Here is a 13711-nt window from a genome sequence, read left to right as displayed (position 1 = left end):
CCGCCTGTGGCCATTGTCCAGAACCGGCTTTCCCAAACAGTTCCTGTGCCTAACCGGCAAGGAAAGCCTGTTTCAACAGGCTGCCCAACGCCTGTCCAATCTAAACAACACCAACATCCAGGTTGCAGCGCCACTTATCGTAACGGGCGAAGAACACCGTTTCTTGGCATCTGAACAACTGCGCGAACTTGGCCTTCAGCCCAGTGCAGCGCTGCTTGAGCCTTTTGGCCGCAATACAGCCCCGGCGTTAACACTGGCCGCACTTTCAGCAATCGAAAACGGTAGCGACCCAATACTGGTGGTTACGCCCGCAGACCAAACAGTGAACAACACCAGCGCATTCACAGCCGCCACACAAGCAGCAGTTGAAGAAGCACAGCACGGTGCAATTGTTGTATTGGGCGTAACACCCAAGTCCCCGGAAACTGGTTACGGCTACATTCAGATAAACCCCGCAACCTCTGGCAAAGCCGCCCAAACCGTGAAGCGCTTTGTTGAAAAACCAAACGAAGCAACTGCCAAGGCCTACCTGGAAGAAGGCTGCTACTACTGGAATGCAGGAATGTTTGTGCTGAAAGCCTCGGTTTGGCTAAAGGCACTTGAACAATTCCGGCCCGACATTCTTGAAGCAACGCGCAACGCCTGGCTTCACCGAACCACTGATGCGCATTTCATCAGGCCCGGCAAAACCGAATTTGAAGCCATTCCCGCAGAATCAGTAGACTACGCCGTAATGGAGCGCTGCCCCGGCAGCGCGTTTTCCATCAAAATGGTTCAGCTTAATGCAGGCTGGAACGACCTGGGTACATGGGACGCTGTTTGGAACGTTTTGCCCAAAGACGAACAAGGCAATTCCCACCAAGGCGACGTATTAAGCACCAACAGCCACAACACCTTGGTGCACGCCACAAGCCGATTGGTCAGCCTGGTAGGCGTAGAAAACCTGATCGTTATCGAAACAGCCGATGCCGTGCTGGTTGCAAACAAATCGTGCAGCCAGGATGTAAAACACATCGTCAACCAACTGACCACCCAGGGTCGAGAAGAATCCACCCTGCACCGCAAAGTGCACCGCCCCTGGGGCTGGTACGACAGTATTGATGAAGGAAACCGCTTCAAGGTCAAGCGTATTTTGGTGAATCCCAAAGCCAGCCTTAGCCTACAAAAACACCACCACCGTGCCGAGCACTGGATTGTAGTTACAGGCACCGCCGAAATTACCAACGGCGACAAAACAATTCTGCTAACCGAAAACCAGTCTACCTACATCCCGCTGGGTGAAACCCACCGGCTGGCAAACCCCGGAACCATCCCGCTGGAAATTATTGAAGTGCAATCTGGCAGTTATCTGGGTGAAGATGACATCGTGCGGTTTGAAGATAATTACGGACGAAACTCACATTGACTTTTTTGGTCGCTTAAAGCCGAACGCGGAGAAAAAACAGTTGACCATTAAAAGCCAACCAACGACCAAACAATCTTTGCAACGCAATCACAAGAGATTCTGAACATGAATTTAGAAACCATCAAGTTAGCAATAATAGGCCTCGGCTATGTTGGCCTACCATTGGCCGTTGAGTTTGGGAGGAGACTGCCCGTGGTTGGATTTGACATCAACCAACGCCGAATTAATGACCTTAAACGCGGCGATGATTTCACCATGGAAACCACTCAGGATGAACTTGCCGCTGCAAAACATTTAAGTTACACAACAAACATAGAAGATCTACGCGTTTGTAACTGCTACATCATCACAGTTCCAACACCTATAGACGCATACAAACGTCCTGATCTTGGGCCATTGATCAAAGCTAGTGAAACCGTTGGTAAAGTGCTAAAGAAGGGAGACATCGTAATTTACGAATCTACCGTCTACCCGGGCTGCACTGAGGAGGATTGCGTACCTGTGTTAGAAAAGCACTCTGGGCTAAAATTCAACCAAGGCTTTTTCTGCGGCTACAGTCCTGAACGTATAAATCCGGGTGACAAAGAACATCGCATAACCACCATTAAAAAAGTCACCTCCGGATCGACTCCTGAAAGTGCCAATTTTGTCGATCAGCTCTACAACTTAATCATTTCAGCAGGCACCCACCAAGCCGAGAGTATTAAAGTAGCTGAAGCAGCCAAGGTCATCGAAAATACCCAGCGCGATCTCAACATAGCCCTGATAAACGAACTGGCTCTTATTTTCAACAAGATGGATATTGATACAGAAGCCGTTTTAAGGGCTGCTGGCAGCAAGTGGAACTTCCTTCCCTTCCGTCCAGGTTTGGTAGGCGGTCACTGTATTGGCGTAGACCCCTACTACTTGACACACAAAGCGCAAGCGCTTGGATATCATCCGGAAATTATTCTGGCAGGCCGACGTCTCAACGACAGCATGGGTACCTACGTAGTCGCACAATTGGTCAAATTGATGACCAAAAAACGGATACACGTTGAAGGGGCAAAAGTTTTGGTGATGGGCCTCACCTTCAAAGAAAATTGCCCTGATTTACGCAATACCCGAATTGTCGACATCATCACCGAACTCAAAGACTACAACTGCGATGTAGACGTCTATGATCCTTGGGTATCCATTGAAGAAGCACAGCATGAATACCGCATAACACCAACCACTGAACCAACGGCAGGTAGCTACGACGCCATTATCCTAGCGGTTGCCCATCATCAGTTCAAAGACATGGGTGCCACTGCCATCCGCGCACTGGGAAAACCAAATGCCGTTCTTTACGATCTCAAGTACGTACTGACAACCAAAGAATCAGACTTGAGGCTGTAAGTAATCATGACAACATTCGAAACCCTTCAGATCCAACTTAAATCGAATCCAAAAACCTGGTTGATTACCGGGGTGGCTGGCTTTATCGGCAGCAATCTGCTCGAAACCCTTCTGAAGTTAAACCAGCACGTAGTTGGTCTTGACAATTTCAGCACGGGGCACCAGCGCAATGTAGATGAAGTTGAGAACACGGTTTCCAAAGAACAATGGGGGAACTTTCGATTCATAAAAGGTGATATTCGAGATTTCACTATATGCCACCAAGCATGTATTGGTGTTGACTACGTCCTGCACCAAGCAGCCCTTGGTTCTGTCCCGCGCAGCATCAAAGACCCCATCACCACCAATCAAAACAACATTGATGGTTTCTTAAACATGCTTGTTGCTGCGCGAGATGCAAAAGTCACCCGCTTTGTTTATGCAGCCAGCAGTTCGACGTACGGCGATCACCCTGACCTACCCAAAATTGAGGACCGAATAGGCAAACCACTTTCTCCTTATGCTGTGACGAAATTGGTTAACGAATTGTATGCAGGCGTATTTGCCAGCACTTACAACTTCAAAGCAATTGGCCTACGCTATTTCAATATTTTCGGGCGCCGCCAAGATCCGGATGGAGCCTATGCGGCGGTAATTCCAAAATGGATTGCGTCGATGATCAAAAACGAACCTGTGAACATCAATGGCGATGGTGAAACAAGTCGTGACTTCTGCTACATAGACAACTGTTTACAGGCCAACCTGCTGGCTGCGACATCCGAGAACGAAAATGCAAGCAATCAAGTTTACAACGTGGCCGTTGGCGACCGTACCACCTTGAATCAACTCTTTGCTCATATTCGAGACAACCTCGCCCCCCAATTTCCACACTTGGAAAACGCTCAACCGATCTACCGCGACTTCCGAGAAGGGGATGTGCGCCACTCGCTTGCTGACATTAATAAGGGCATGAGCTTACTTGGCTACAGCCCAACACACCGAATATCAGAAGGATTAAAAGAGGCTATGAATTGGTACATCACTTTCTTGGCAAAACAATAATTCGAAATTTATCCGTACTTGGAAATTAAACATGAGAAAAAAAGCGTTTATTACTGGAGTTACCGGCCAAGACGGCTCCTACCTTGCTGAGCTATTACTTGAGAAAGATTATGAAGTACATTCAATAATTCGGCGCAGTTCGGTTTTCACGACGCAGCGAATCGATCACTTAATGTCACACCCCAACTTCAAAACATATCATGGGGATTTGTCAGATTCCAGTAACTTACATTCCCTTCTAGCTCGCATTGAACCCGATGAAATTTACAATCTAGGCGCGCAATCTCATGTCGCAGTTTCGTTCGAAGTACCCGAATATACCGCTGAAGTTGACGCGGTTGGTACCATTCGACTACTTGACGCAATCAAAGACTTGGGGCAGAAACCGCGCTTCTACCAAGCCTCGACCTCCGAGCTCTTTGGAGGCCTGCCAGAAACAGCCCCACAGTCGGAAAAAACACCGTTTTATCCGAAATCTCCATATGGCGCAGCCAAGCTTTACGCCTACTGGGTCACCGTTAACTATCGGGAGGCCTACGGTTTGTTCGCTTGCAACGGCATTCTTTTTAACCACGAATCCCCCCGTCGGGGAGAAACGTTTGTAACAAAGAAAGTTACCAAGGCCGCTGCTCGGATTTCACAAGGCCGACAAGATCTGCTCAAGCTGGGCAATCTTGACGCCAAACGAGACTGGGGTTACGCCAAAGACTACGTGGAATGCATGTGGCTGATGCTACAGCAGGAAAAACCTGATGATTACGTGATCGCATCAGGTGAAACCTACACAGTACGTCAATTCGTACAATGGGCGTTTGAGGCAGTGGGCATTCAACTACGCTGGGAAGGCGAAGGAGTGAACGAAAAAGGCATCGATACCACTACCGGAAAAATCCTCGTGTTGATTGATCCACGCTACTTCCGGCCAGCCGAAGTAGAGCTTCTATGGGGAGACCCCACCAAGGCACAAGATAATCTCGGCTGGAAGCCGAAAACCAATATCCGGGAACTCATCAACATCATGGTTAATTACGACCTTCAGCACGACAACTACGGAGCAAGTGACACATGATTTTAGTAACTGGCAGCACCGGGTTTCTTGGTAAAAGAGTATGTCAACGCTTGGACAACCTAAAACTTGAGTATCTTGCAACCTCTGGTAGAACAGAGTTAGACCTTCGAGATCGGCAAGCCACACTAGCCTACTTTGAAACCAATCGACCAACTCAGGTACTGAACTGCGCAGCGTTCGTTGGCGGCATTCAGTTTGGTTATAAACATCCTGCCGAATTGTTTCATAACAACTTACAAATGACCCTCAACCTTCTGGAAGCTGCTCAGGTAAACAATGTAAAGCGCGTTGTGAATCCAATTTCAAATTGCGCGTACCCCGGGAAAGCCACTCTTTTCAAGGAAGACGAATTTTGGGATGGTCCCTTGCATGAATCAGTAATGGTGTACGGCTTCGCCCGCAAAGCGTCTTGGGTGGGCTCCTGGGCTTACGCCAAACAGTACGGTTTGGATGTCATCAATTTGATACTGTCGAACATGTATGGCCCAGAAGACCATTTCGAGGAAGAACGCTCTCACGCACTCGGCGCACTGATCATGAAAATTGTACGGGCAAAGCAAACGGGGCAACCGCAAGTAGTGGTTTGGGGAAGCGGGACACCAGTGCGCGAATGGCTACACGTTGACGACGGAGCCGAAGCGATGGTGCGTGCACTTAGCGTAGCTCCTTGTGTGGATCCGATCAATATCGGCGTGGGTAAAGGTATATCGATTTTGGAGATGGCAATTCTGATTAAAGATCTGGTTGGCTATGAAGGCGAACTGGCATTAGATCCATCCAAACCCGATGGCGCCCCATACAAGACAGTTGACGGCAGTCGTGGCGCACAGCACTTCGACTGGTCACCCCAACGCGACTTCAAACAAGGGGTGGCAGAGGCCGTTCAGTGGTATATCAATCAAGGAGTAAAACATGACTGAAGCAATTGAAATCAAAGAAGGTGAATTGGTCTTGGCGCGACATATTCCAGCAACAGCAGCATGGAAAGACGGTTTGAATTTCTTCTCGAACGACAACGATTTTATTCAGGTTGGCATTTGGGGCTACGGCGCCGGGAAAGAACTGAAAGCACACATTCACAATGAGGTGAAACGAGAAGTTCTATGGACTCAAGAGGTTCTTTTTGTCAGGCAAGGAAAAATTAGAGCCAACATATTTGACACCCAGGAAAAGAAAGTGGCTGAATTAGAAGTGAATACCGGCGACGTGATCATCCTGCTGCGCGGCGGGCACGGTTACGATATTCTTGAAGAAGGCACTCAGGTTCTGGAAATCAAGAATGGGCCTTATGTTGGTCCAGATCGAGACCGCAGACGTTTATGAGTGACAACCTCTTTTTCCAACCAAGCCAATTACGCAGAATCGGCAGTAATGTGATCATTGGAAAAACCGTGCGCATTCGTTATCCAGAGCTTGTAGAGATTGGTGATAACGTCATCATTGATGACTTCACATACATTTCAACTGCTCTAACTATTGATAACAACGTGCACATCGCAGCGGGATGCAAATTGATAGGTGGACGTAACTCCACGGTGACTATTGGTGAATTCTCAACGCTAGCACCAAATGTTGTACTGGCGGCAGGCAGCGATGATTACATCGCCGGCATCGCCTCACCGCTCGTCCCACTGGAATACAAGGGAGCAGTACAGATTGGCACGATTCGGTTAGGTAGGCATTGCATCATCGGTGCCAACAGTACCGTATTACCTGACATCACACTGCATGACGGTGCCGCAATCGGTGCGCAATCTCTCGTTAAAAGTGACGTACCCAATTGGGAACTTCACGCGGGTGTTCCGGCCCGATATCTCAAAGCACGTAACCGCGAAGAAATTCTTAGACTTGAACAAATCTGGAGATCGAAACAAACATGACTCAACCCTTCATCATGCAAATGCGCCCGCTATTCGGTGAGGAAGAAAAGCGCGCAGTTTGTGAGTACATGGACGAAGACGGTTTCATTACCGAATTCAAGCGCACTGAAAAATTCGAACAAATGCTTGCTGAGTACACCGGCTCGAAGCATTGTATCGTCGTCAACAACGGCACTATCAGCCTTACGCTGGCAGCACTCGCAGCAGGAATAAAAGCTGGCGACGAGGTTATTGTTCCCAATTACACGATGATTGCAACTCCAAACTCGGTGAAAATGTTTGGTGCAGTTCCTGTATTTGTTGACGTAGAACCGGAAACACTGTGCCTGGACATCGACAAAGTTAAGCAAGCCATCACTCCAAAAACGCGCGCCATCATGCTGGTGTCTGCCAATGGTCGCTATCCTCGCCCTGGAATTGAAGCTTTTGAGGAACTTGCAAAACAACAAAACTTATTGCTGCTTGAGGATGCCGCGCAGTCACTAGGCTCTTTTTATCCTGATGGGCGACACATTGGACGAGCAGGATTAATCGGAAGCTTCTCTTTTTCTGCACCCAAAATAATTTCCACGGGTCAAGGTGGTGCTCTTATAACCGACGACGACACAATGGCAGCCAAACTTCGCCGCCTAAAAGACTTTGGCCGAGCTGCCGGTGGTAACGACATTCATGACTCAATTGGTTACAACTTTAAATTCACTGAACTGCAAGCCTGCATCGGCATCGAACAGATGAAAAAACTACCCTCTCGAGTGGAGCGGAAGAAAGAGATATGGCGGCGGTATTCAGCGAATCTTGAAGGTGTTAAAGGAATCCGCTTATTTGAACATGACCTTAAGTGCACCTCCCCTTGGTTCATAGATTCATTGGCCGAGAACCGTGACGCTTTAATTGCCCATCTAAAAACAGCGAATATCGGTACACGTGTAATGTACCCGCCGATCAACAAACAACAAGCTTACCAAGCGCCTGGGGATCACAAAGTATCAAACAATATCGGTCAACAGGGCTTGTGGCTACCGTCAGCAGTTCAACTGAGCGATTTTGATATTGACCGCATTTGTAGCACCATTCGCGAGTTCTATCAGGTATGAGCACCGCGTTGCCATCACCCACACTCGCAATCGTAATTGCATCTTGTGACAAATACTCCGATCTATGGGTGCCTCTCTTTGGAGAATTTTTCAAACACTGGCCTGATTGCCCATACCCCATTTACTTGATTTCCAACTACAAAAGTTACCCAGACAAGCGGGTAACCACCTTACTCGCAGGTGAGGACCTAGACTGGTCAAGCACCATAGCAAGCGCGTTAGATCAAATAGATCATAGTCACTTGCTGTTTTGGATTGATGACGCATTTCTAGCAAAACAAGTCGACACGGACAAAGTCCACAATAGCTGGAGCCGAATGTTAGAACTTGACGCTAATTTCTTGCGACTTCGAGCCAACCCTCGGCCTGAACAGGTGATCGATTCCGAAATTGGCACACTAGCATCGGGCGCTGCTTACCGTGTTTCCTTATTTGCCACACTCTGGAAGATGACGGCGCTGCGCAAAGTGCTGCGCGCAGGTGAAAGTGCTTGGGCCTTTGAACTACAAGGTACAGAACGCTCGCGAACCTTAAACGGTTTCTATACCGTGCTAAATGATGTATTCAGATATCTGCATGGTGTCGAACGAGGTGTCTGGATTCGCCCTACGGCAAAAGCGTTGGAACGCAGTGGCTACCAGCTAGACTACCAATACAGACGATGTATGGATCGCCTCGAAAACTTTGGTTTGAGCTACCGACTTTTCAAATCATGGATTCTTCACAGAATCCCGGAACGGCATCGGGCAAGCACACTTCAATTTGTTCGTAATTGCTACCAACATCTAGGAATGCGTAAACCGTGAACCTGTATGTTCGCATAACGCAGTTAATTGATAGATATGGGCTACATATTCGTAACGTTGCGTACTTTCTTGGCACGAGAGCTTTTGCGATTATTGCTTTCGTGCTGGTGGTGCCATTTTTCATCCGCAACGCCTCCGAAGAACAGTATGGTTTGGCGGCAATTGGTTTTTCGCTACTTACAATAGCAACGGTACTGGACGTGGCTTTTGGCTACGTGCTAGTTCAAAGTCTGGGGCGTCGGTTTGCGAGAGGAAGAAAGTTAGCGACCAAGACAATTCACGGTCTGTTTTCGTTTTATCTTTTACTCACGTGTGTTGTTGCCTTTGGCTGTGTCTTGGCGTTGATTGCGCTACAACTCCCCCTCGGCGAAACAATTATGTACGGAAGCCTAGCAGCTATGTTGCCAGCACTTTGCGTAAGTGGCGTAGTTGCAGCCGTGTTTCAATCTCAAAACCAACTGAAACCAATCAATCTCTCGCGTTTTGGGCTTGAGCTTTCAAAGGCATTGGCATTGGCTATATCTGGCCTTATAGCGCAAGATATCAGCCTGATTGGACCGCTTCTACTATTGGCGGCTTATGTTCGCGCTGCACTGGATGTTCGTTATCTCGCAATTCAGCACGGAATTAAACTGCGCCTTCGCGTAAACGGACAAGTTAACCGTTATTGGCGGCTGGCAAGACTTGGCATGCCATCATTTTTCATTGTCGCAATAACAGCGCTGGTCACCATTGGTGACAAACTACTAATAAAAGGCACGTTCAATACTGAGGCGGTAGCCTACTATTCCGTAGCTTACGATATCAATACCAAGGCCTATCTATTAGTCAGCGCAGTAAACACCGCTATGTTTGCTGTAGTTTTGCACCGTTTCGCCAGGAAAAATAGTACGTTTGCCCCTTTAGCCGTTGGATTAACCACAGTTTCCTTGGTGGCAGCGCTCTATTACTTTCCATTACTAGTGTTCGCACCCACCATTCTTGGTCACTGGGTCAGCAGTGATTTCGCTCTAAACGCAGTGCCACTTACACGCGTCATGATTCTCGCCAGCCTGCTTTACCTCTATGCAAACGTATTCGAAAACGCCCTTACTGCCATGGGCTGTGCACGGCAAGTACTTTACGTGTATGTTGCCGCCATTATTATGTACGGTCTCTGCGTTAGCTACGCAATATGGCAACAACTTCTCATTGGATTCATGTACAGCTACCTCATGCTGTGTATAGTTTTGTGCATAGGTTTCATTTTTCAGTATTGGCTAATCACAAGACCAACACCTACAACGGGAGTAAAACATGCTTGCTCATGACTTAAATCAATTTATCAAGGGTTGGTTTCTGGGGCCATTTAGCCCGACATTAAAGCAAACGGAACATTTTGAATGCGCAGTAAAAAAATATAAAGCTGGTGACTACGAAGAGAAACATTACCACTCGGTAGCCACGGAATACACGGTAATTGCGACTGGTCGGGTCCTCATGAACGGTATCGAATATGGGGCAGACAGCATTATCGAGATTAGACCTGGCGAAGCAACTGATTTCGAAGCGCTAGTCGACACTATAACTTTTGTGGTGAAAACGCCTGCCGTAACTGGCGATAAATACCTGGGAGATAACATTCGTGATTAACATCGTTGTTCCAATGGCAGGTCGAGGCAGTCGCTTTAGCACGGCTGGATATGCTCTCCCGAAACCTTTGCTCCCAGTGTTTGGTCGACCAATGATTGAAGTGGTAATAGAGAATCTACGACCCAAACAACCGCATCGTTTCATATTCATTTGTCAACGAGAGCATCTTGCAGAACATAAACTGGAATCCACCCTATTGCAGGCTGGCCCTGACACACTCATCGTACCAATTGATTTCATCACTGAAGGCGCTGCTTGTACAGTGCTATTGGCTGAGGCGGACATCAACAATGATGATGCATTGATGATCGCAAATTGCGATCAATATATTGCAACATCAGTGGACACTTACCTAAATCGCATGGAGAAAGACAACTTTGACGGCTTTATCATGACCATGACCGCCAATGATCCAAAGTGGTCGTTCATTGGATTGGATGACAAGAATAATGTGACCCATGTGGTGGAAAAGAAGGTCGTGTCGGAAGAGGCTACAGTCGGCATTTACAACTATCGACACGGACGCAATTTTGTTGCTGCGGCACATGAAATGATTGCAAGTAACGACAGAACTAACGGCGAGTTCTATGTAGCACCCGTATACAACTACATGATTCAGCGCGGAATGAAAGTAGGCTATATGAACATAGGTGCAGATCGCGCTGGAATGTACGGTCTGGGGGTACCAGAAGACCTGAAGTATTTTAACTCACTTGGAACGCTACCCTAAACGTGAAACTCACTACAGTAATAACAACCTACAATAGACGACACAGCATAGAATATGCAATCGACTCCACGTTACTTGAACTTCAAGAGCATGAGATAGTAATAGTCGATGACGCATCGACCGACAACACGGCACAGTTCGTCAAATCTAAATATTCATCAGAAATACAAACAGGTCAAATAAAACTAATTTGCCTGATAAACAATATCGGTGTAAGTGGCGCTAAAAATAGAGGCTATGAAGAGTCAACTGGAGAATGGGTAATCTTTCTAGACTCGGATGATCAATACGAAAAACAGTCTGGGCAACTAATATCTGATGAACTTCGTAACTCATCTAATTACCCTATAGTATTTCTAAGGTGTCGAAACCACTTAGGTTCTTTTGTGGGAACGCGAAAAGGAGAACGACTTTTGTTAGATCTAAAAACCTATCTTAAATTCACATCTTTTGGGGAAGCTTTGACCGCAATTAATAAAACAATCGTTAAATCAAAGATACCTTATATACAACAGCTAAGAGGATACGAAGGGCTTGGTTGCGCACGACTGATACGAGATCACGGGCCTGCCATATTGTCGCCAGTAACAGGTCGAGTATATTTTGAAAACGGAGAAGACAGATTATCATCTAAACATGGATATATACAGCGAATACAATTCGTCGCAAAAGGCCATACAATCATGGTAAAAGAGTTTTCACAACAACTTGACATACCCACAATAATATCGTTAATTGGGAAGGCAATCATTTATTACATAATTGGATATATATACACACTTACAACATTCAAAAAATGACAATATATTACAATCCGCACACAGATGATTTTCTGGCAGAACCACTACAATTCCGACTATTAAATCGTCGCGCCTTAAAGAAATATGGATTCCTAATAAATGAAGCCCGTTCCTCGGGAAACACTATAAGAATTTTGATTGACGGAACATCCTCAGGTTTAATTTCGGAACGAGTATTCCATTTTATACCAAGATGGCTTAGGTTTTTATTTGTTGAACTTGAATTCAGAGCGTGGAAATATATTAATTGTTTTGGAGACGAAATAGAAAGGGTAAAGATACCAGAGGTACCGGTAAAAGATACACTTATCGCTTTCTCATATAAAGCAGCCACAGGCAACTTTGAATTACGGAAGGCTACCTTAGAAAAATATCAAACTGTAGTTTTTCATCTGAGCCATTATTTCATAGCAACAGCAGAAAAATCTGATAATATCAAAGGGCTTTCGAACGCTTATCTAGCGGGTGACTCGGACATCACTGACATCGATTACTTCAAACATTTCTTTGCATGGTATGACAAACCATTTTTGGTACTTCCATTTGCTGTATCTGAACGTTTTTGGAATAAAACACCGTGGACTACAAGAGACAAACGAGCAGTAGCAACAGGTAGTTTTCACAATCTACTATTAGAAAAACCGAAAAAAAAATACATTGATTTTATAACAACAACAAAAACCACAACATATCACCCCCTACGCCTATCAATTTATCAAAAATCAGAAAAATTAAATAATTACATAAAGTGCCACATTAATCCATATAGAGAATACAGAAGAAGCAAAGTCAATCAACTTTTATCTCACTTCCAAATAAGTCAGAAACAATATTTTTCAATTGACATCGTTCAATTGTATAACAACCATTGTTACGCGATAATAGGAGAAGAATTATCAGGATTTCCTGCCATTGGGGCATTTGAAGCTATGGCCTGTGGGTGCGTACTAATCGCACAACCTCAATATTACAAGGGAACGAATTTAATTCCAGGAAAGCATTACCTATCATGCGATGGCAGCTTAGAAGACATCGTAAGAATTCTGTCTAACATCAATCACAAAAAAGGTGAGGATATAGCCAAGGTCGCCTCACAGTTAGTTAAGAATCAATACAACCCAAAGATCCTTTATCACCATTGGACAAACACCATAAGAAACATATAAAACGAGAGAAAACAATGTCAAAACGATTTAGCATAAACAGCACCATGACATTTATCGCAATGATCTCTATGTTTCTATTAAGTGATATATATTATCCCGGGACTGGAAGAGTTTTTGATTACTTAGGACTTTTGATTTCAATTACGATCACAGCATCTCTAATTAACACAAAGACAGATTTTAACTCACACTTCAAAAAACTACTTCCAATCATAATAATCTTTCCGTGGATAATAGCAGGAACGATTTTCAACGGAGCAATTTTAGCTTCTTTTGCCATGATCACAGGCGCAGCAATAATATACCCACTATTCAATTTACTGCACGAAATCCCAAGCATAAGAAAAATGATAGAGCGCCAAATAAACTATTTAATCATAACATCATCACTTATATTAATATTTCAAACCACCTACTATTTTACCACGCAAATTTATATTGATTTTCCCCAATTATTTGGCTCAATCGAGTCACGTGGACTCAATGAGCAATTAGGATACGTCAGATTCTCCGGACTATTTCAAGAGCCCAACGCTTTTTGCACAACCATGTTCTGCCTGTTAAGCCTATGTAAGTTTTCAACTACCAGAAAACAATGGATTGAAATTCTTGGTATTTTATCAATCTTCACAACTCAATCCTTGTGGGGATTTGGCGCAGGATTACTACTAATATGGATTTTATTTGGAATAAGAAAATTTTTATATA

Annotated in this window: 15 protein-coding genes; all 15 read left to right on the top strand. The window is 45.5% G+C overall.

Translation table 11 applies throughout. The annotated features are described in order from the left end of the window. On the top strand, positions 1–1405 hold a 1405-nt coding region (locus tag V7028_RS00970; RefSeq protein ID WP_334118239.1), incomplete at its 5' end, for a mannose-1-phosphate guanylyltransferase/mannose-6-phosphate isomerase. A gap of 105 nt (positions 1406–1510) precedes the next feature. Further along, positions 1511–2785, top strand: a complete 1275-nt coding sequence (gene tviB, locus V7028_RS00965) for a Vi polysaccharide biosynthesis UDP-N-acetylglucosamine C-6 dehydrogenase TviB (RefSeq protein WP_334118238.1) — start codon at positions 1511–1513, stop codon at positions 2783–2785. Between the two features lie 6 nt (positions 2786–2791). Further along, positions 2792–3826: an NAD-dependent epimerase/dehydratase family protein gene (locus tag V7028_RS00960; protein ID WP_442918662.1), complete on the top strand. Its 1035-nt coding sequence runs from the start codon at positions 2792–2794 to the stop codon at positions 3824–3826. 31 nt (positions 3827–3857) lie between these two features. Then, positions 3858–4895 carry a GDP-mannose 4,6-dehydratase gene (gene gmd / locus V7028_RS00955; protein ID WP_334118237.1) on the top strand — a complete coding sequence of 346 codons (1038 nt, stop codon included), beginning with the start codon at positions 3858–3860 and terminating at the stop codon, positions 4893–4895. Beyond that, positions 4892–5815 carry an NAD-dependent epimerase/dehydratase family protein gene (locus V7028_RS00950; protein WP_334118236.1) on the top strand — a complete coding sequence of 308 codons (924 nt, stop codon included), beginning with the start codon at positions 4892–4894 and terminating at the stop codon, positions 5813–5815. The genes gmd and V7028_RS00950 overlap by 4 nt, the downstream gene beginning before the upstream one ends. Next, complete coding sequence (locus tag V7028_RS00945; protein WP_334118235.1) at positions 5808–6218, top strand: hypothetical protein; 411 nt, start codon at positions 5808–5810, stop codon at positions 6216–6218. The genes V7028_RS00950 and V7028_RS00945 overlap by 8 nt, the downstream gene beginning before the upstream one ends. After that, positions 6215–6775, top strand: coding sequence for an acyltransferase (locus V7028_RS00940; protein ID WP_334118234.1), 561 nt, complete (start codon positions 6215–6217; stop codon positions 6773–6775). Before V7028_RS00945 ends, V7028_RS00940 begins: the two co-directional genes overlap by 4 nt. Then, positions 6772–7869: a DegT/DnrJ/EryC1/StrS family aminotransferase gene (locus tag V7028_RS00935; protein ID WP_334118233.1), complete on the top strand. Its 1098-nt coding sequence runs from the start codon at positions 6772–6774 to the stop codon at positions 7867–7869. Before V7028_RS00940 ends, V7028_RS00935 begins: the two co-directional genes overlap by 4 nt. A gap of 317 nt (positions 7870–8186) precedes the next feature. Next, positions 8187–8675, top strand: a complete 489-nt coding sequence (locus V7028_RS00930; RefSeq protein WP_334118232.1) for a hypothetical protein — start codon at positions 8187–8189, stop codon at positions 8673–8675. Next, positions 8672–9985 (top strand): lipopolysaccharide biosynthesis protein, encoded by a 1314-nt coding sequence (locus V7028_RS00925; protein ID WP_334118231.1) that lies wholly within the window; start codon positions 8672–8674, stop codon positions 9983–9985. Before V7028_RS00930 ends, V7028_RS00925 begins: the two co-directional genes overlap by 4 nt. Next, complete coding sequence (locus V7028_RS00920; protein ID WP_334118230.1) at positions 9972–10307, top strand: hypothetical protein; 336 nt, start codon at positions 9972–9974, stop codon at positions 10305–10307. Before V7028_RS00925 ends, V7028_RS00920 begins: the two co-directional genes overlap by 14 nt. Further along, positions 10300–11037, top strand: a complete 738-nt coding sequence (locus tag V7028_RS00915) for a glycosyltransferase family 2 protein (protein ID WP_334118229.1) — start codon at positions 10300–10302, stop codon at positions 11035–11037. The genes V7028_RS00920 and V7028_RS00915 overlap by 8 nt, the downstream gene beginning before the upstream one ends. A gap of 2 nt (positions 11038–11039) precedes the next feature. After that, positions 11040–11837: a glycosyltransferase family 2 protein gene (locus tag V7028_RS00910; protein WP_334118228.1), complete on the top strand. Its 798-nt coding sequence runs from the start codon at positions 11040–11042 to the stop codon at positions 11835–11837. Then, positions 11834–13003, top strand: coding sequence for a hypothetical protein (locus V7028_RS00905; RefSeq protein ID WP_334118227.1), 1170 nt, complete (start codon positions 11834–11836; stop codon positions 13001–13003). Before V7028_RS00910 ends, V7028_RS00905 begins: the two co-directional genes overlap by 4 nt. A 14-nt stretch (positions 13004–13017) precedes the next feature. Next, positions 13018–13711 (top strand): hypothetical protein (locus V7028_RS00900; RefSeq protein WP_334118226.1); only part of this gene is annotated, 694 nt, incomplete at its 3' end.

The organism is Limnobacter sp., assembly GCF_036846585.1.
GTDB lineage: Bacteria > Pseudomonadota > Gammaproteobacteria > Burkholderiales > Burkholderiaceae_B > Limnobacter.
The sequence above is the reverse complement of the archived record's forward strand: the minus strand, read 5'-3'. Positions and strand labels throughout refer to the sequence as shown.